Source organism: Aestuariivirga sp. (assembly GCF_047600585.1).
In the GTDB taxonomy this organism is placed as follows: Bacteria; Pseudomonadota; Alphaproteobacteria; order Rhizobiales; family Aestuariivirgaceae; genus Aestuariivirga.
In genome coordinates this window covers 1-19053 of sequence record NZ_JASGKP010000001.1, presented here as the reverse complement: position 1 = coordinate 19053, position 19053 = coordinate 1, and the positions used below count along the sequence as shown (strand labels likewise).

At 63.3% G+C, this 19053-nt stretch carries 19 protein-coding genes and 1 pseudogene; 4 read left to right on the top strand and 16 right to left on the bottom strand.

The window, feature by feature from the left end; all coding sequences use genetic code 11:
• The 6 genes from QM801_RS00100 to QM801_RS00075 form a co-directional block, all read right to left on the bottom strand.
• Positions 1 to 894, bottom strand: coding sequence for an SDR family oxidoreductase (locus tag QM801_RS00100; RefSeq protein ID WP_415017176.1), 894 nt, complete (start codon positions 892 to 894; stop codon positions 1 to 3).
• A gap of 11 nt (positions 895 to 905) precedes the next feature.
• A complete protein-coding gene (locus QM801_RS00095) occupies positions 906 to 1166 on the bottom strand; it encodes a hypothetical protein (protein WP_415017175.1) in 261 nt (86 codons plus the stop codon).
• Positions 1167 to 1169: 3 nt separating this feature from the next.
• Entirely contained in the window at positions 1170 to 1898 is a 729-nt protein-coding gene (locus QM801_RS00090; protein WP_415017174.1) for a hypothetical protein, read from the bottom strand.
• A gap of 217 nt (positions 1899 to 2115) precedes the next feature.
• On the bottom strand, positions 2116 to 2604 hold the full coding sequence (locus QM801_RS00085) for a ferritin-like domain-containing protein (protein ID WP_415017173.1): 489 nt from the start codon (positions 2602 to 2604) through the stop codon (positions 2116 to 2118).
• An 18-nt stretch (positions 2605 to 2622) separates the two neighbouring features.
• The gene (locus QM801_RS00080; RefSeq protein ID WP_415017172.1) at positions 2623 to 3000 is read right to left on the bottom strand and encodes a hypothetical protein; all 378 of its coding nucleotides are present in this window, start codon (positions 2998 to 3000) and stop codon (positions 2623 to 2625) included.
• Positions 3001 to 3090: 90 nt separating this feature from the next.
• Positions 3091 to 5118, bottom strand: coding sequence for an MASE1 domain-containing protein (locus QM801_RS00075; protein ID WP_415017171.1), 2028 nt, complete (start codon positions 5116 to 5118; stop codon positions 3091 to 3093).
• A gap of 279 nt (positions 5119 to 5397) precedes the next feature.
• Between QM801_RS00075 and QM801_RS00070 the strand changes: the two are divergent.
• Positions 5398 to 6590 (top strand): annotated as a pseudogene (locus QM801_RS00070) (NnrS family protein).
• 16 nt (positions 6591 to 6606) lie between these two features.
• Here the strand turns inward: QM801_RS00070 and QM801_RS00065 are convergent.
• The 3 genes from QM801_RS00065 to QM801_RS00055 all read right to left on the bottom strand — a co-directional run bounded on the left by QM801_RS00065 (position 6607) and on the right by QM801_RS00055 (position 8957).
• Entirely contained in the window at positions 6607 to 7611 is a 1005-nt protein-coding gene (locus tag QM801_RS00065) for a TIM barrel protein (RefSeq protein ID WP_415017170.1), read from the bottom strand.
• A 31-nt stretch (positions 7612 to 7642) separates the two neighbouring features.
• Positions 7643 to 8551 (bottom strand): PfkB family carbohydrate kinase, encoded by a 909-nt coding sequence (locus QM801_RS00060; protein WP_415017169.1) that lies wholly within the window; start codon positions 8549 to 8551, stop codon positions 7643 to 7645.
• 196 nt (positions 8552 to 8747) lie between these two features.
• Positions 8748 to 8957, bottom strand: coding sequence for a cold-shock protein (locus tag QM801_RS00055; protein ID WP_415017168.1), 210 nt, complete (start codon positions 8955 to 8957; stop codon positions 8748 to 8750).
• Between the two features lie 292 nt (positions 8958 to 9249).
• Here QM801_RS00055 and QM801_RS00050 point away from each other — a divergent pair, with 292 nt between their 5' ends.
• A complete protein-coding gene (locus QM801_RS00050) occupies positions 9250 to 10188 on the top strand; it encodes an NAD(P)H-binding protein (protein WP_415020864.1) in 939 nt (312 codons plus the stop codon).
• On the opposite strand, the gene QM801_RS00045 is transcribed toward QM801_RS00050, so the two are convergent.
• The gene (locus tag QM801_RS00045) at positions 10185 to 10637 is read right to left on the bottom strand and encodes an RbsD/FucU family protein (RefSeq protein WP_415017167.1); all 453 of its coding nucleotides are present in this window, start codon (positions 10635 to 10637) and stop codon (positions 10185 to 10187) included. The two genes, QM801_RS00050 and QM801_RS00045, sit on opposite strands and share 4 nt — an antisense overlap.
• Before the next feature lie 86 nt (positions 10638 to 10723).
• Positions 10724 to 10852, bottom strand: coding sequence for a hypothetical protein (locus QM801_RS00040; RefSeq protein ID WP_415017166.1), 129 nt, complete (start codon positions 10850 to 10852; stop codon positions 10724 to 10726).
• 98 nt (positions 10853 to 10950) lie between these two features.
• On the opposite strand from QM801_RS00040, the gene QM801_RS00035 reads away from it, so the two are divergent.
• Positions 10951 to 11400: a DUF1772 domain-containing protein gene (locus QM801_RS00035; RefSeq protein ID WP_415017165.1), complete on the top strand. Its 450-nt coding sequence runs from the start codon at positions 10951 to 10953 to the stop codon at positions 11398 to 11400.
• Here the strand turns inward: QM801_RS00035 and QM801_RS00030 are convergent.
• The 4 genes from QM801_RS00030 to iolD form a co-directional block, all read right to left on the bottom strand.
• Positions 11375 to 13255 carry a heavy metal translocating P-type ATPase gene (locus QM801_RS00030; RefSeq protein WP_415017164.1) on the bottom strand — a complete coding sequence of 627 codons (1881 nt, stop codon included), beginning with the start codon at positions 13253 to 13255 and terminating at the stop codon, positions 11375 to 11377. The two genes, QM801_RS00035 and QM801_RS00030, sit on opposite strands and share 26 nt — an antisense overlap.
• A 135-nt stretch (positions 13256 to 13390) precedes the next feature.
• Positions 13391 to 13813: a BA14K family protein gene (locus QM801_RS00025; protein WP_415017163.1), complete on the bottom strand. Its 423-nt coding sequence runs from the start codon at positions 13811 to 13813 to the stop codon at positions 13391 to 13393.
• A 77-nt stretch (positions 13814 to 13890) separates the two neighbouring features.
• Complete coding sequence (locus tag QM801_RS00020) at positions 13891 to 15009, bottom strand: Gfo/Idh/MocA family protein (protein ID WP_415017162.1); 1119 nt, start codon at positions 15007 to 15009, stop codon at positions 13891 to 13893.
• 14 nt (positions 15010 to 15023) lie between these two features.
• Positions 15024 to 16868, bottom strand: coding sequence for a 3D-(3,5/4)-trihydroxycyclohexane-1,2-dione acylhydrolase (decyclizing) (gene iolD, locus QM801_RS00015; RefSeq protein ID WP_415017161.1), 1845 nt, complete (start codon positions 16866 to 16868; stop codon positions 15024 to 15026).
• Positions 16869 to 17075: 207 nt separating this feature from the next.
• Here iolD and QM801_RS00010 point away from each other — a divergent pair, with 207 nt between their 5' ends.
• A complete protein-coding gene (locus QM801_RS00010) occupies positions 17076 to 18044 on the top strand; it encodes a hydroxyacid dehydrogenase (protein ID WP_415017160.1) in 969 nt (322 codons plus the stop codon).
• Positions 18045 to 18097: 53 nt separating this feature from the next.
• Here the strand turns inward: QM801_RS00010 and QM801_RS00005 are convergent.
• Positions 18098 to 19053, bottom strand: a 956-nt coding sequence (locus tag QM801_RS00005) for an ABC transporter substrate-binding protein (RefSeq protein ID WP_415017159.1), incomplete at its 5' end; no start/stop codon positions are given.

The following is a 19053-nucleotide window of genomic DNA, read 5'->3' as shown; positions in this document are numbered from 1 at the left end:
CTAGTGTCCGTATCCGCCGACCACGGGCAGGATCTCACCCGTGATATAACTGGAGCAACATTCCGAAGCGAGGAACACATAGGCCGGCGCCAGTTCTTCCGGCTGCGCCGCACGCTTCATCGGCGTATCGCTGCCGAAGGTGCGGATCTGTTCGTCGTCCTTGTCGGCGGGATTGAGCGGTGTCCACACGGGTCCTGGCGCCACGCAATTGACCCGGATGCCCTTGGGCAAGAGCTGGATCGACAGAGAGCGCGTGAAGGTGTGAATGCCGCCCTTGGTGATGGAGTAGTCGATCAGCTGGCCGCTTCCGTCGAGAGCAGTTACCGAGCCGGTCATGATGATGGAACCGCCATGGGGGAGATGCGGAAGGACAGCCTTCACCATGTTGAAATAGCCGAAGAGGTTGGTTTTCACCGTGCGCTCGAACTGCGCAAGTTCGATGTCCTCGATGGATGCGTTGTGCTGCTGGAAGGCGGCGTTGTTGACCAGGATGTCCACGTGGCCGAAGGCTTCAAGCGCCGTATTGACCACCTTCTCGCAATGCTCCGGTTCTGCCACATCGCCGGCCAGCGAACAGCAGCGGCGCCCTTCGGCTTCGACAAGCCTGCAGGTCTCCTGTGCGTCGGAATCCTCGCAGAGATAGGCAATCACGATGTCTGCGCCCTCCCGCGCAAACAGGACGGCGACTGCCCGGCCAATGCCGGAATCGCCACCGGTGATGATGGCCACCTTGTCCTCGAGTTTCGCCGAACCCAGATACGCGGGCGCTTCGAACATCGGCTTCGGCGTGAGTTCGCTCTCGAAGCCCGGCCGCTCCACATGTTCCTGCGGAAACTCTTGCGGGTATGGGCGCTGTCCGGTCTGGACGGCTTCTTCGTTCTTGTCGTCAGACATGACCACAATCCTCATTCAAGTGATGCACGTATCGAGCGTGAATGCCGGAGACCCGCTTCCCGTTCCGGCTGTGCCGCGAAGCGATCAGCGGAACCATCCCGGCCCTTATCCGTTTCAAACGGAAAAGGAGGTAACCCATGCGCGGAGTCTTGCTTTGGCTGATCGGCATTCCACTGCCCATCATCATCCTGCTCTACCTGTTCCACGTCGTCTGACGCCGGAACAGTTCCCCAGTAACTGGCCCGGACATGTGCCCGGGCCAGTTTTTTCATGCATCAGCGACGGTTTTCCCAACCCTTGCGGGCGGCCTCGGCATGGCCGCGGGAATCACCGAACCAGCCGCCGTGGCCCTGATCGTCGTCATCACGGCCCCGGCCGCCACCGCTGCTGCGGCGGTCATCACCACCACGCGAGCTCGAACGATATCCACCACCGCTTGATCCGCCGCGATCATCGTCACGGCTCTGCCAGCCACGGCGCGAGGCTTCGGAGTGGCCTTCGGGATCGCCGAACCAGCCGCCGTGTCCACCCTGGCCACCACGGCCACCCTGACCGCTGCCCTGGTTGCCGCCCTGACCGCCGCCTTGGCCACCACTGCGGCCGCGACGAGCTGCTTCAGAATGACCTTCGGAATCACCGAACCAGCCACCCTGACCACGGTTGCCACCGCGGCTGCCGCGATCATCGTCGTCGTAGCGCGAGGAACCGCCACCACGCGATGAATAGCTGTCATCGTCATCTTCGTAGCGGGACTGGCTGCGGTAGCCACGATCATCATCCTCGTAGCGGCCGCCACCGCGGTTGCCACCGCGCCGGTCGTCATCGTCATAGCGGCCGCTTCCGCCGCCGCCGCCACGGCTCATGCCACCGCCATAGCCACGGCGGTCATCGTCATCGCGCGAGGACGACTGGTAGCCACCACGGCCGCGGTTGCCGCCACGGTCATCGTCGCTGACGAAACGGCCGTTTTCGTCACGGTCTCGTTCATTCGAATACCTGTTCATCTCTGGATTCTCCTTTGGGTGCGGACACGAAGGCCGGTGACCACTGACACAATACCAGCGGGGCCAGAAGCGAGGCTCCGCCATGCCTTCTCTCGAACAATCTTCACCACGGTTGATTGTTCCCCGACTTCTTCGGCATCACGTCCACCTTCACCCGCAAATGGAAGAAGGCGGCCGGAGGCCGCCTTCAGCACGAAACGTCGCTGTCGAAATGCACCTATGCCGGCTGGGGATTGACCTCCTCCTCGGCGATCTCGGTGAGCTTCTCATCCGCTGCCTTTTCTTCTTCGAGGGTCTTCTCGAAGAGATCGGCCGCATCGTCCTGGCCCAATTGCTCGGCCCAGGCACAGAGCGTGCCGTAACGGGCGATTTCATAATGCTCGACCGCCTGGGCAGAGGCGATGATCGCGGCATCAAGCGTCTGCTTGTCCGTGATCTCGCTCATCACTTCCTCTGCCTCGGCGATAAGGCCTTCGAGGGCTTCGCATTTCTTCGCCTTCGGCGTCTTGCCGAGCAGCTCGAACACCTGTTCGAGCCGCTGCACATGGCCTTCGGTCTCGGTCAGGTGATCCTCGATCGCAGTGCGGAGATCAGGCGCGGTTGCCTTCTTCGCCATGCCGGGAAGCGTCTTCACCAGCTTCTTCTCGACATAGTAGATGTCCTGCAACATGTCCTGAAAGAGGTCTTCAAAACTCTGGATCTTCATGATCAGCTCTCCTCCGCTCTACTGCTTTTTCGATGCTTCAGTGGTCTGCGACTTCGTCTTGCGCTCGCCGCGCCATTTCTCGAACTCGTCGGCGAACTTCTTGCGGCGTTCCTCCTGCCACTGCAGATAGTCGCGATCGATCTCGTCCATCTGCTGGCGGCGCCAGGTTTCGTAGTCGGCGTCATGTTCCGAGGCGTAGCGGTCGCGGGCATTCATGAAGCCGCCACGGCGGCCCCCGCCACGCTCGTCTTCGAAGTCGTCACGACGGCCTCCAACGTCACGGCCTTCGTAGTCTTCTCGGTGACCACGCAGGTTGTCGAAGTCGCGGTCTTCGAACCCTGAGTGGCTGCGGCCACGGCCCTGCTGGCCGTCGCGTTGATAATCACGATTGTTCATGGTGAACCTCTTGCAGATTGCGCTAATGGGAGTTCCGGCGGCGAGGCGCCTTCTCCTGAACTGTGCCTGCTGTGAATTGTTCCGTGAACGTCAGCGGCTGAAATCGGGTGGTGGCGCCATGCCGTCGCCTTCCATCAGCCGGCTCAGCGGGCACGACATAGACCAGGTGAGGCCCTGCGGCTCGTAGGCGATGCGCACATCTCCGGCCACGGCCATCTCGATCATGTTGCCGGTGACGGCGGTGCCATAGCCCTTGCGCGATGGCTTAACGACGGGCGGGCCCATGCTTTCGGTCCAGCTCAATCGGAACGTGGTGGCCTCGACGGGATGAGCCGGCGGATCAAGTTCCCAATGGATCCGCACTTCGCCGTCACTGTTCGATAGCGCACCATATTTGCTGGCATTGGTTGCAAGTTCATGGAGCGCCATGCCCAGAGGCTGCGAGATGGAAGCGCCGACCTGGATCTTGGGGCCCTCGATGAAGATCCGCTTGCCCACCAGATCGGTGAGATGGGCGAGCTGCAATTCGATCAACTGCCGGAGATCGGCACCGCGCCAGGCATTACCGATCAGCAGATCATATCCCGCAGCGAGCGAATGGATGCGCGCCTGGAAGCGCGCGAGAAAATCTTCGGGCTGATAGGCAACCGTGTGGCGCGCAATGCCCATGACCACAGCGAGAAGGTTCTTCTTCCGGTGATTGGACTCGCGCATCAGCATGCGGAGACGCTCTTCGTGGGTCTTGCGGAAAGTGATGTCGAGACAGATGCCCTTCAGGCTGATCAGCTTGCCGCCGTTCTGCCGCTCGGCCTTACCCAGTGTGAGAAGCCACTTCTCGCCCGATTGCGGATGCTGGATGCGATACTCCCGCTCCCAGCGCTCGGCGCCGGACACCATCCTGAACTGCTCGAACTGTTCTCGTACGGCCTGACGGTCTTGAGGGTGAATGGCGGAGAGCCATGTGTCGATCGTCATGGGCTGCTCGGGCAACAGGCCATGGGCTTCCATGAAGCGTTGATCCCAGCTTGTCCTTTGCGCCCGCTCATCCCAGGCCCAGGTGCCGGATTCGGCTGCTTCGAGCGCGAGTTGCAGCCTTTCATCGGTTTCCCGCAGACTTTCACTCCGCTGCTTCACGTTTTCTTCAAGCGAGCGGTTGAGTTCCTTGAGGCGGGACAGCGTTTCTTCATATTGCTGCGCCAGCACCGCCACGAGCAGAGACACCAGCGCCGACACGCCGAGGTAGGATTGCAGGAAGACAACCCGCACCGGCAGGAAGTTTTCGTCCTGCCCGAAGACGCCAAGGCCGTTCGACACGATGATGGTGCCCGTGAGGGTGAGCAGCGCCATGGCGACGGCAGCGCCGGCAAAGCGCGTGCGGATCGCCAGCCACGCCAGCAGCGGCAGGTTGGAATAGGCGAACTGCTGCCAGCCGTACATCGCCGCGATGAAGACGAGGAGCGCGGCAATGATCACCAGCGCCGCCTCCAGCACGCGCAGGCGAGAGAGGTCATTGCGGGCCGCCCACACCCGTTCCGCAACCAGAACAAGGGGCGTGGTCGAAAGTATGCCCGTGGTGTCGCCCAGCCACAGCAGCGCCCAAGCTTCGGCGAAATCATGCTTCTGGGCGATGAAGGCATCCACACTTGCGATCACCGTCGCCCCTGCGACCGGCGCCGCCAGCGCGGAGAGGACGAAGGCGATGCTGTCCCGCAGCGTGTTGACGCGGTCGGGGGTCTGCGCAAGTTTCGCGTAGATGAGGGCACCCGCTGAAACCTCCAGGATGTTGCCGAGGATATAGAGAACTGTGTGCGAAGGCGGATTGCCGAACCAGAGAGCATTGGCAGTCGATTCGCCCAGCGCGCCCGTCAGCAAGAGCCACGGCCATGACGCTCTTGGAGTGACCAGCAGCATGCCCACCATCAGGCCGGCGGGCGGCCAGAAGGTGATGTTGGTGCCGGGAATGATGGAGAACCCCTCACCGACCTTCGCCGCCACCATGTAAGCGGCATAGAGCAGAACGACGAACGTGACGGTGGGGCGGGCGCTCCAAACCTTTTGCCACACAGCCGAAAGATCCTGCCACAGTCTGTCGTAGGGGAAATGCGGCACACTGGCCATCGTCGATGATTCCGTCCTGCCCGTCGCTGGTCCTAGCCCGTGTGGGAATTTTGCCCGCCGCGGCGGAATGAGCCGCAGATCATCCAAAAGCTGAACGCCCCGGTAGCAGAACCCCGCACTCAAACGCATCTCACGGCATTCGGTTCCGGCAGAACTCTGAAAATTCAACGCGGCGGGAACGAGACTGTGACCAAGAGTCCCGCTGCCGGGGAGGTTGCGGGACAGCCGGTCCCAGCGCGCCTATGGTGCCCGCGCGATTTGGCGGGACGGAGAACGGACATGAGCACGATGCAGCAGATGCGGGCCTGGCAGGGGCCAGCGGTTCTGAGCCATGGGTTCCGCCCGTTCTTCTTCCTGGCGGGGCTCTGGGCCGCGTGCGCCATGATCCTCTGGCTTCTCACCCTGACAGGGCATTCCGTTCTGGCCACGGCCTTCGATCCTTTCACGTGGCATGCCCATGAATTCGTCTTCGGTTACGTGACTGCGGTGATCGCAGGCTTTCTGCTGACCGCCGTACCGAACTGGACAGGCGTCTTCCGGTTGTCGGCCGGCCACTTGCGGGCCTTGTTGCACTGTGGCTCGCCGGGCGCGTCGCAGTGGCCGTTTCTGCCAGCATTCCTGCCCTTGCCGTGGCCCTTCTCGACCTGTCGTTCACGACGGCGCTTCTGTTTTTCCTGGGACGCGAAATCCTGATCGGCCGGAACTGGCGCAATCTCCCCGTTCTGGGCTTGCTCACGGTCATCACGCTGGCCAACGGTCTTTTTCATTGGCAGGCAGCACAAGGGGCCAGCACCGGAGACAACATCGGACTCCGCCTCGCCCTCGCCGGCGAGATCATGCTCATCGCCCTGATCGGCGGACGGATTGTGCCCTCCTTCATGCGCAACTGGCTTGTGCAGCGGAAGGCGTCAAGCCTGCCCGAGCCCGCGGGGCCGTTCGATCACGTCTCGCTCCTGATCACGGGCGCCGCTCTCATCAGCTTTGCTGCGGTCCCGGAAGCGGGCGTCACGGCCCTGCTCTGCGCCGTGGCGGGTCTCACGAACCTTGTCCGCCTCTCGCGCTGGCAGGGACAGCAGACCTTGGCCGAGCCGCTCCTCTGGGTGCTTCACGCGGGATATGCGTTTCTGGCCCTGGGTTTTCTCGCCGTTTCAGCCGCCGCCGCAGGTTACATTCCGCTCCCGAGCGCACTCCATGTCTGGCTTGCCGGCGCCATCGGCGTGATGACCGTCGCGGTGATGACCCGGGCGACACGCGGCCACACCGGGCGGGCTCTGACTGCGCCGCCCCTGACCCTTATCGTCTATCTTCTGCTGATCGCATGCGTCGTGTTGCGCCTCGCCGCGGGTCTCTTCCCGTCCTTCACGGATTGGGGCTGGAGTCTCGCAGCATTGGCATGGATCGGCGCGTTCGGCCTCTATCTGCTGGCCTATGGAACCATGCATCTGCGGCCGGCGCAGGCCCGACCGCGCTGACCATCGTCACGCAGGGTCAGGATTCCTTCCGGGAGCCATAGAGCGCCTCCCGCACGATGTTCGTGGAGCTCACCGCATCCTGCGCTGAAACCGACTGCTTCAAGCGGTTGTCAGCCTGCAGTTTCCGCACAACCTCGCGCATGGCTTCCACCGTGGCGATATTGGCCTTGCATTCTTCCACCGGATCGAGCCCCGTCGTATCGGGGAAGGTGTCGAAATAGATGGGACGGTCATACTTGATCTCTTCCAGCACGTAGATGAGCTCGAGCGTCTGCACGGGATGCACCGTGCCCACCATCAGCCCGTCATCGCGCTTGGCATAGCCGTCGTTCAGGTGAACGCCGAACAGCTTCGAGCTGCGCGCCGCCATGGCCACCGCATAGGCCGGCATCTCGTCGGCATAGAGCACATGAGCGAAATCGATCGTGACGCCCACATTCTTCCGCCCCATCTCGCGGATCGCCAGCAAGGTGGTGCCGACATCGGGCATCAAGGCAAAGCTGCGCGGCTCGTTCGGCTTGTACTCGATGCTGACCTCGCACGTCGGCACATGGTCGGCCACCTCCGAGATCGCCTCGAGCGTCTGGTCCCACAGCCGGGCATAGTCGGCCTGGAAGGAGTAGTCGAAACCGTCCTGCCCCATCCACAGCGTCATGAGCGAACCGCCCAGTTCCAGCATCTGGTCGATGCCGCGCTTTGTCTGGTCGATGGCGAGACGGCGAAGCCTGGCATCCGGATTGGTGAAGGCGCCGATCTTGAAGCCGGGATCGCTGTAGTAGCGCATGGCGAAACCATTGACCGCAAGGCCGAGGCCATCGAGATGGCGCTTCATTTCCTTGAGGTCATTGCCTTCGAGATGGTCCGGGAAGTTGAGATCGACAGCGTTGAGTCCCGGCACCGTGGCGGCGCGGGAGAGAAGCCCCAGGACACCGGGAAGTGCTGCAGCACCGCCCGCCTTGTTCTTGAAGGAGTTGAGGCGGGCCGCATACTTGTATGAGCTGGGGAACGATACTTTCGACATGACTGCCTTCAATCAGAACACAAGAGGAAGTTCAAGCTTCGGCGGCTCGCGAAACAAAGGCGGCGGCGGCGCCATTCGCCGTCTTGCAGGCCTCCGGCAATGCCGCGCCGCGCGCCAGCTCACGGGCGAGCACGCCCACAAAGCAGTCGCCCGCACCATGGGTTGATGTGACCTTGACGGGAATGGGCGCAATCCCGGTCACGTCCCCCGCCGCCGTCCGCACCACAAGGCCATCGCCGCCGAGCGTGATGACCGTGGCGGGCGTCAGGCTCCAGCGCGACAGCACGTCCGTTGCCGAGGCCCTGTCGGAGACAGGGCGTCCCGCCAGCATTTCCGCCTCCACCCGGTTGACGATGAGAAGGTCGACAAGATCGAGAAGATCGCGGCCCACGTCACGCGCCGGCGCCGCATTGAGCAGAACCTGCGCGCCCGCCGCCCGCGCCACGGACGCCATGGCGACATTCACCGCATGGGGCACCTCGTTCTGCAGCACCAGCACCCTGGCGCCACCGAGCGCTACCCATTGCGAGGCAAGCGCGCCCGTATCGATCTTGAGATTGGACCCTGAAACGATGACGGCGCCATAGTCGCCATCCTCCTGCACGATGGCCACACTCATGCCGGAACCGGCCGCGTCGTCGACCGAAACACCGCTCACATCAACACCCGCAGTTGTGAGATGGGCGAGCAACGTACGGCCGAATTCATCCCGGCCGATCCGGCCGATCATCGCCGTGCGTGCGCCGGCCCGCGCCGCTTGAACGGCCTGATTGCCGCCCTTGCCGCCGCATACCTGCTTCCAGGCGCTGCCCACCGCCGTCTCGTCGATGCGCGGCAGAGCTTTCGCTTCTACCACGATGTCGAGATGGAGACTGCCGCAGACAATCACATCAAATGCTGGCACATCAAATGCTGGAACATCAAATGCAGGCGCGTCCACGTCAGGCCCTCCGTCACTTCACGATCAGTGAGGGGATGCATGGCACGGCCAGGGGCAGCATGCCAAGTGCGGGCGGGATGCGGCGCAGTCAGTACCCGCCAAAAACAAAAGCGCCGGCTTCAGAAACCGGCGCTCGCACGAAACACCCCGGTGCCAGTACATCCGTGGCTCCCGGGAAAATGTGTTTCAGATCTTGTTAGGCAGCCTTGAGGTTGCCAGCAGACGACTTGCCCGTGCGGCGGTCGGCCACGACGTCGAAGGACAGCTTCTGGCCTTCCTTGAGCGTGGACATGCCGGCCTGTTCGACGGCGCTGATGTGGACGAAAACGTCCTTGGATCCGTCAACCGGGGCAATGAAGCCATAGCCCTTTTCGGTGTTGAACCACTTAACGGTACCTGTTTGCATGAGAGACTCCTAGAGAAATGCAAATGTAGTTGTCCGTACGCGGATAAGGCGCACGGGGTAGGAAGATCGACGTTCTGGTATAGAGGGGGAGCTAATACACTTGCATATGGAGTGCAGAGCCAAGCCAACCGGCCGAAACTCGATATCGCCCATATGGCCCGGGTTCGCCTGTTTTGCAAGGACTTTTCTCGGTCGGGCGTGGCGGGCGCCGGTAAATGATTGTAAACCATAAGCCATGAGTGAAGGACGATCGCCTGAAATCATGGCAAAAAGAGGCCACGGGCGCGTGATGGTGCTTGGCGCCACCGGCACGATCGGGCGAGCCACCGTCAAGGCCCTGGTGGAGCGCGGCCACGATGTTGTGTGCTTCCTGAGAAGGGGCAGCAAGGCCACCCTCCCCGCCACGACGCTCCGCCACGGCGATGTCACCGACCCGCTTTCGCTTGCCCGCGACGGCTTCCGCGGCGAACCGTTCGATGTGCTCCTGTCCTGCATGGCCTCCCGGACCGGGGCGCCAAGGGATGCCTGGGCCATCGACCATCAGGCCCACGTGAACGCCCTCGTCGCCGCCCGCCAGGCGGGCGTCAGCCACATGGTGCTGCTCTCGGCCATCTGCGTGCAGAAGCCGCTCCTCGCCTTCCAGAAGGCCAAGCTTGCCTTCGAGCAGACACTGATCGAGTCCGGCCTCACCTATTCCATCGTCCGGCCAACAGCGTTCTTCAAATCGCTCTCGGGCCAGATTGACCGGGTGAAGGCGGGCAAGCCCTTCCTGGTCTTCGGCGATGGCAGGCTCACCGCCTGCAAGCCCATCAGCGACGCTGATCTCGGGCAGTTCCTCGCCTCATGCCTCGAGGACGATGCCCTGAAAAACCGCATCCTGCCCATCGGCGGGCCGGGCCCCGCGATCACGCCCATGGATCAGGCCGGCATGCTCTTTGAACTTCTCGGCCGCGAGCCCCGTGTCAAACGGGTTCCGGTGGGTTTTCTCGATGGCATCATCCGCGTGCTGTCAGCCATCGGCACGCTCGTCCCGCAGGCGCGGGAAAAGGCGGAGCTTGCCCGCATCGGACGCTACTACGCCACGGAGTCCATGCTGGTGCTGGATCCGGCCACCGGCCGCTATGATGCCGACGCCACGCCCTCCACGGGTCATGATACACTGCGGGACTTCTATGCGGCGGTCCTGCGCGGCGAGAAGACCGTGCAGCGCGGCGACCATGCGGTGTTCTAGCGGCGGTCGAAGATCACGCCCATGGTGAAGATGAAGCAGCCATAGGGACGGAACTCGGAGGTCCGCACCACGGCGAAGCTCTTCTTGGCGGCCTCGTAAAAGGCAAAGCGTTCCAGCCGCTCCATGGGGAACGTCCGCGCTTCGGCCTTGAGAGCAATCTCGTGAACCTCCTGCTGCATCGGCAGAATCTTCTCCGGCTCGCCCACCACCTGCATGCAGGCAACCGGCGAGGGAATGAAATCGTCGAGCGGCATGACCGAGAGCATGACGCGACAGGCAGCGGGCACATCAAGTCCGGGCAGCTCGATGATCTTGCCGGAGGAGGTGTTCTTCGCCACCTCGTGGGCAGGGAAATTGCGGTCAACGACGACGATGGTTTCCCCGTGGCCCATCGATGCAAGGCACCACAGGAGATCCGGACTGAGTTCACTGGCAATGTTCTTGAGCACGCAAAAAGGCCTTTCCTGCTTCGGTTCCGCACCAAAGCAAAAAAGGCCTCATTGTTCAAACCGGACCTTCAGGTCGCTCCGCCGTCTCACGCCAGCGGGCGGTACTCGGTGCGGGCAAGCGCGGTATGACCGCGGTTCACCATGGCAAGATCGATGATCGCCAGTGCGAGCGGGGCAATGAGCAGCCAGACCGGCAGAAGCCACATGGTATTCATGGTATTCTCCTCTCTTGGATGCTGATCCAACTTGCTGACATCCCGAAAGGTTCCGCGTTCAGGAGGGAACCCACTGGCAGAGGCCGCATTCAACTCTCATGTGGCTCAAACTGATTGCGCTCGCCCTCATGGCGCTGATCCTCATTCCAAGCGGCGCTCACCTGTTCGAGTTGCCCGCCAAGATGCAGTTGTCGAACGAGGGTTACTTCGCCGTCCAACAGATCTATGCGGGATGGGCGCTCTTCGCCGTTCCCATCATTGCGGCCATCGGCGCCAACGCCCTGCTCGGCCACCGGTTGAGACGGATCGACCCGACTGCAGCGCGCGCCGCATGGGCGTCTTCCGTCCTCACGGTGATCAGTCTCGTCATCTTCTTCGGACTGGTGTTCCCCGCCAACGGCGCAACGTCGAATTGGACTCAGATTCCCGCAGACTGGAAAGAATTCCGCCTGCGCTGGGAGTATGGTCACGCAGCCATTGCTGTCGTGGTGTTCATCGCCTTGCTACTCACGGGCCGGGCGATCATGTCGCCCCGGCTTCCGCGCTGACCGGCTTTTCCTCCGGCGCGACCGGCACAATGCGGAGAACCCGCAGCGCATTCAGGATCACCGCCACGTCAATGGCTTCCTGCAGCAGCGCGCCTTGCACAGGCGTCAGATAGCCCAGCGATGCGGCCACCATTCCGACGAGTGAAAGACCGATGCCAACGGAGACGCTCTCCAGCGCGATGCGCCGCGCGCCGCGCGCGATCTCAAGACCCGGCACCAGCCGGTCAATATGATCGACGAGAAGAACGACGTCCGCTGCTTCCACGGACGCCGCAGCCCCGCGCGCCCCCATGGCGACGCCGACGTCGGCAGAGGCCAGCGCCGGCGCATCATTGACCCCGTCTCCCACCATCATGACGGGTCCGTTCTTCCGCTCGGAGAGGACCAGCAGCACCTTCTGGTCGGGCGTGAGATCGGCGTGCAGGCCATCGAGTTTGAGCGAGGCCGCCACCTGTTCGGCAACGTCCCGGCGGTCACCGGTGGCGAGCAGGATGCGCTGCACCCCATTCCTGCGCAAGGCCGAGAGCACGCGTCCTGCTCCCGTCCGCAGCGAATCCGCCATATGAATGTAGCCCGCGAGATGGCCATCGACGGCAACTGCCACCAGCACCGAACCGGCCGACGTGGCGATATGGGCACCTGGCGGATGACCCGCATGCCGTGAGACAAAGCCATCTCCACCCACCACGACCTCGCGCCCGTCCACCATGCCGGAGACGCCTTCCCCCGGAAATTCCGATATCTCGGTCGGAACCGCCAGCACCAGCGCCCGCGCCCGCGCCTCCGCAACAAGGGCCTGGGCAATGGGATGCTGCGAAGCCTGGTCGAGCGCTGCAGCAAGCCGCAGGAGTTCGCTTTCCGTCAGGCCGCGCTTGCTTTCGATCCGTGCTATCTGTGGCCGGCCTTCGGTGAGCGTCCCGGTCTTGTCGAGGACGAGAGTCTGGATTCGCGCCATGCTTTCCAGGAACTTGGCGCCCTTGATCAGGACGCCATAGGTCGCCGCACGGGAGAGGCCGGCGACCAGCGCCACGGGAACCGCCAGAATGAGCGGACAGGGTGTCGCCACCACCAGCACGGCCACGGCGCGGATGGGATCACCCGTCAGCCACCATGTGGCGCCGGCCAGAGCCACCGTGACAGCCAGAAAGCCGAGCGACCAGCGATCTGCGAGGCGGGACATGGGCGCCTTCGATTGCTGTGCTGCTTCCACCAGACGGACGATGCCGGCATAGGTGCTGTCCCGCGCAATCCGCGTCGCCAGAAGGTCGAAGGCCTCGCCCGCGTTGGTGGAGCCGCTCATGGCCGAAGCACCATGCGCCATGCGGACCGGCAGGGATTCGCCCGTCAGTGCCGAGGTATCGACAAAGGCGGTTTCGGAGATCACCGTACCATCGACAGGCACCACGTCGCCTTGGCGGATCAGCAGCCTGTCGCCGGGCGCGACATCATCGAGTGCCACCTGTTCAAGCCCGCCGTTGCGATGGCGCGTGGCATGGCGCGGCACACGCGCGAGGAGTTCATGCATGGCGCGGCGGGCCTGGCCTTCGGCATAGCTTTCGAGAAAGCTGCCGCCCGCATACATCACGGCGACAACAGCAGCCGCGAGGGTCTCGCCCGTTGCCAGTGCCGCTGACATGGAGAGGGCCGCGACGATGTCGAGGCCGACTTCACCCTTCAGGAGACTGCGAACGATCTCGAACAGAAGCGCCAGCAGCACCGGCACAACGCCGATGCGCCACACCAGTGTGGCCGTGGCATCCTCACCGAGCCACCAGAACACAAGCCCGCCCGTGAGGCCCGCCAAGGCCACGAAGAGCACGCCTGTCTGAAGCAAATCCCTGCGTTCACCCGTCATAGGAGGAGTCATAGCTGCCACGTGCAGGTGGAGCCAGCGACACCTTCGCCGCAGGAAAGGCTGGTGCGCCGCGGCACGGAAAGGGCTCCGGCACGTGACATGCCGAAGCCCTTCCAGATCAGTCAGCAGCCGGTGTTACCGGTACGGGCTGATGCATTCGCGCACGTCGCCACTGTAGGCCACCCACGTGTTGGTGCGGATGTTATAGGAACGGTAGTGGTCGAGACACCATTGCACATGGCGGCTGTAACCACGGTCACGGTGCACCAACTCGTTGATGATGGCGCCGCCGATCAGCGGCAGGGTCCACCACGGCGTTTCGTACCAGTAGCCGCCGCGGTAGTGGCGGCAATTGCCATTGCGCGATGAGCAGCGACGGCCGTCACGCTTGCGGTCCCAATTGTGACGCATCCGCTTGTCGGCGGCGGGCGTCATCAGCGGAGAGGCTTCATCCATCATGGGAACAGGCATGGGGCTCACCGGCGCCGCCTGGGCACCTGCGAGCGGAAAAACAGCAGCGGCAGCACCAACCAGCGCCGCGTAAATGGTCGGTTTCATGGAACATCCTCCAGATCATTGTCACACAGGTGACTTAATGACTTCGCGCGGGGATGGTTCCCGGGAACGGTGCAGTTTCACACCTTGATCCAGCTCCGCTGCCGCGATGAGGCAAGGGCCGCCTCCACAACCTTCTGGATCTCGTAGGCCTCGCGGAAATCGGGGCCCGCACTCTTGCCCTTTGCGATGCCACCGAGAAACTCCGCCATCTCGATGGTCTTCAGGTCGTTGAAACCGAGTTGATGCCCACCCGCCACGCAGAAGCCGCCGTAGGGTTCGTGCTGCGGCCCTGCTTCGATCTTGGTGAAGCCCATCTGCCGGCTGTCTCCACCTGCCTTGTAGAAATGAAGTTCGTTCAGCCGCTCCTGGGTGAAGACAAGGCTGCCCTTCTCGCCCGTCAGTTCAAATGCGAGCTGCATCTTGCGTCCGGTCTGCACCCAGTTCGCCTCGATCGTTCCGGCACAACCGCGCTCGAACTGCACGAGGAGGCGGGCCACATCATCGACCTCGACGGCCTTCATCTCCGTTGCACCACGGGCGACGGGACGCTTCGAGATGATCGTGCGGATATCGGCATTCACCTCGGCGATGCCGCCCAGCAGGAAGCGCGCCATGCCGATGATGTGCGAGCCGAGATCGGCCACCACGCCCGGACCGCCCGATGGATCGATGCGCCACGTCCACGGGCTCTGCGGATCGTGCATGTAGTCTTCGGCATGGATGCCGCGGAAACCGGTGATCACGCCAAGCTCGCCTGCCGCCACCATGTCCCGCGCCATCTTGAGCAGCGGATTCTTGATGTAGTTGAAGCCGACCTGCGTGCACACACCTTTCGCTTCCGCCGCCTCCACCATCTCGAGGGAGTCGGCAAGGGTAGGCGAGAGCGGCTTCTCGCAATGGACGTGCTTTCCTGCGGCGAGTGCCGCGAGCACCATCTCCTTGTGGAAAGAATTGGGTGTGGTGATCGAGACCACCTGCACAGCCGGATTGGCGATCACCTGCTTCCAATCGGCGGTGGACGTCTCGAAGCCATACTGATGCGCCGCCTTCGCGGCCGCCTCGGCCGTCACATCCGCAACCATCACGAGCCGCGGCACGGGAATGTCCGGAAACGCCGAAAGCGCGGTGCGGTAGGCGATGGCATGGGCCTTGCCCATGAAGCCCGTGCCGATCAAACCAATGCCGAGGTCCTTCATGCCGGTTCCAGTCCTCACACGCCCACGCGCTGCTTCTTGCGCACGTCGGCCTGATATTTCGCGCTCTCGTTCACATCATTGCGCGAGGAGACCTGCGGCACGCCCACATCCCACAGCGCATCACCCGGCGTCCAGGTATAGGCATCGGAGACGATCGAGATCACGGCGGTGCGGTCCTGCGCCTTGGCCCAGTCCATCGCCTGTTCGAGTTCGGCGAGGCTCTCCACCTTGCGGGCCCGCGCTCCCATCGCTTCCGCATGCTTGACGAAATCCACGCTGAAGGGCGGGATTGCCGTCTTGCAGTCCTTGATCAGGTTGTTGAAGCTCGGCGTGCCCTTGAAGTTCTGCAGGCGGTTGATGACGGCGTAACCGCCGTTATCGCAGACGATGATGATCAGCTTGTGGCCCGTCAGCACCGTTGAATAGATGTCCGAGTTCATCAGCATGTAGCTGCCGTCGCCCACCATCACGATCACATCGCGCGTCGGATCGGCCATCTTGGCGCCCCAGCCGCCCGCGATCTCGTAACCCATGCAGGAGAAGCCGAATTCGAGATCGTAGGAGTTCGCGGTCTTGCAGCGCCAGTTCTTCATGGTCTCGCCGGGAAGGCCGCCCGCCGCGGTCAGCATGTAATCGCGCGGCTCCGCTTTCTTGTTCACCACGCCCACGACCTGCGCATAGGTCGGCACCGGCGCATTGGTGGGCTTCTGATAGCCATCCAGAGCCTTGTTCCAGTCGGCCATCAGGTTCACGGCCTTCTTCGTCCACGCCGCATCCGCCTTCCAGCCCTTGAGGGCCGTGGCAAGTTCCTCAACCGTCTCCTTTGCATCACCCACCACCGCGAGTGCGCGATGCTTGGTGGCATCCCAGCGCGCCGCGTTGATGGAGATGAACTTTGCATCGGCCCCGAACACCGTCCACGACCCCGTGGTGAAATCCATGAGCCGCGTGCCGATCGCCACGATCAAGTCCGCCTCCGCAGCGAGCGCATTGGCGGAGGTGGATCCGACGATGCCGATCGGTCCCGCATAGGCGGGATGATCGTGCGGCACGGTGCTCTTGCCTGCAATCGTCTCGGTGATGGGAATGCCATGCTCCACGGCAAAACGGGCAACCACCTCTTCGGCCCCCGAATAGCGCGTGCCGCCACCTGCGATGATGAGTGGCCGCTTGGCGGCCTTGAGCAGCTTGAGCGCCTCTGCCACGCGCTTGCGGTCAGGTCGCGCGCGCGGAATGTCATGCACGGTCTTCTCGAAGAACTTGGCGGGATAGTCCCATGCCACTTCCTGGATGTCCTGCGGCAGGGCGATGAAGGCAGGCCCGCAATCGGCGGGATCGAGCATCACCGCCACCGCCTGCGGCAGTGATGAGAGGATCTGTTCGGGATGCACGATGCGGTCCCAGTAGCGTGTCACCGCCTTGAAGGAGTCGTTCACGTTGATGGTGGGATTTCCGAAGTGCTCCACCTGCTGCATGACGGGATCGGGGCGGCGGTTGACGAAGGTGTCGCCGGAGAGAATGAGGATCGGCAGGCGGTTCGAGTGGGCGACACCGGCAGCCGTCACCATGTTGGTGGCGCCGGGACCGATCGATGAAGTGGCGACCATGATCTGGCGGCGGCGCTTCGCCTTGGCGAAGCCGATGGCTGCCAGCGCCATGGATTGCTCGTTCTGGCCGCGCCAGGTCGGGAAGACATCCTTCACCGCTTCCAGCGCCTCGGAGAGGCAGGTGACATTCCCGTGCCCGAAGATGCCGAACAGACCGGGGAAGAGCGGCACCTCCTCGCCATCCACGATGGTGAACTGGTTGATGAGATAGCGCACCAGGGCCTGCGCCATGGTCAAGCGGATTGTCGGCATGTCAGGTCCTCCCGGAAGGCTTTTCGCCATTTCTGTGGTTTCTATTGTGGCCCCGTGGCGCCTGCAAGCGATATGGCCAAAGACGCGCCCGATCGCCGCACGGCCGGCAGCCGTCTGAAAAAAATTATGTTGCGCCGGGCGGGGAGAGGCAACACAAATCCCGCAGTCGCGGCAGGCACCGCGAAGGCAAAATGACAGGAATGAAAGATGGCGGCTGGATTTCGCGTGCTGGTGGCAGGCAAGGTGCATGAAGCGGGCCTCGCCCTGTTGCGGTCGCGCCCCGGCATCACCGTCGATCTGGTGGAGGCGGTGACGAAGGAGGCCTACGTTCCGCATCTCCCGGAGGCGGATGCCATCCTGATCCGCACCCAACCCATGACCGCCGCCGAGATCGCCATGGCGCCCCGGCTGAAGATCGTCTCGCGCCACGGCGTGGGCTACGACGCGGTCGATGTGGCAACCCTCAATGCCCGCCGCATCCCGCTCGCCATCGTGGGCGACGTAAACTCACGGGCGGTTGCCGAACACACGCTGATGCTGATGCTGTCAGCGGCCCGCCGCACCGTCGCCCATCACCTCGCCGCCACGCAGGGCAACTGGAACGAGCGCAATCGCTTCGATGCCCTGGAACTCGACGGCAAGCGCCTGCTCATCCTCGGCTTCGGCCGCATTGGCCGGAGGGTCGGCGAACTTGCGAAGGCCTTCGGCATGACGGTTGCTGCCTTCGATCCCTTTGTCACGCCCGAACAGATGGCGGCGGCAGGCGCAGAGCCCGAACCCGACATGCCAAAGGCGCTGGCCAAAGCCGACTATGTCACCGTCCACATGCCGGGTGGACAGGGCGCAGTGATCGGATCTGCGGAACTCGCCCACATGAAGCCGGATGCCATCATCATCAATGCGGCCCGGGGCGGCGTGGTCGATGAACTGGCTCTTGATGCCGCCCTCCGCACCCGCCGTCTCCGAGCGGCTGCCCTCGACGTGCTGGTGCAGGAACCGCCGGACCCGGCCCATCCCCTGCTCTCGAACCCTTACGTCACGATCAGTCCGCACAATGCAGGGCTGACCGCCGAATGCGCCATGCGCATGTCGCTCGCCGCCGCCCAGAACATCCTCGATTGCTTCGACGGCAAGCTGAACCCCAAGCTCGTGGTCAACGCCGCCGCCATCGCCTGAACAACAAAACGCCACCCCGTGAGGAGTGGCGTCTCATGATCTTCAGAACGCTCTTACTTGAGCGAGGCTTTCACCTTGTCGACCTCTTCGGCGCTCATTTCGCCCACGGTCTTCACCGCACCGTCCTGGATCCGCCACAGGCGGAATGGACCGGTGATATCGCCGTACTGGTCGAAGGAGATGGGGCCGATCACGCCTTCATAGCGGATGGGCTTGCCTTCCTTGATGAGGCCGAGGGCCTTGGCAAACTCCTCCTTGCCGGCGTGGATGGGCGTGCCGTCCGCCGCCACCACCTGCGGGATCGCCGCCTTGATGGCCGCCGGGTCAGGCTTGCCGGCCTTGGCGATGGCAAGGGCTGCAATCGCGCCCGCGTCATAGGAACGGTCCGCCGCCGGTGCATCGGGCTTGATGCCGCCGGAGAAGGCTTCGTAGTTGGCATAGAAGTACTTGGTCGATTCCGTCTCGGCGGTGCCCGACGAGGTGCCATAGGCATCGTTCAGGTACTGCGCGCCCACGGCCTTGATGAAGTCGTCGGAGTTCATGCCGTCATTGAGCAGGAACTTGGCGGGGCCGCCGCCCGAGATCCATGCGCGGGCGATCGTTGCGCCATCGACCGGATAGCTGATGAGGTAGAGGGCTTCCGGCCCGTCCTTCATGGCAGCACTCGCTTCGGTGGCGTAGCTCGACTGCTTTTCATTGTAGGGCGTGACCGAGGTGATGGTGCCGCCGAGCTTGGTGTAGGCCGCCTCGAATTCCTTCTGCATGTTCACGCCGAAGTCGTTGTTGACGTGAATGATGGCGATCTTCTTCAGGCCCTGGTCGATGGCGTATTTGGCCGCCGCCGTGCCCTGCAGCGCATCCGAGGTGATGGTGCGGAAGAACACGCCGTTGGTCTTGCCTTCACGGCCAAGTGCGGTGAGCGTCGGCGACGACGAGGCGGGCGAGATCTGTGGAATACCGGCGGGTGCCGTCACCGAGTTCAGAATCGCGAGCGACATGGGCGAGATGA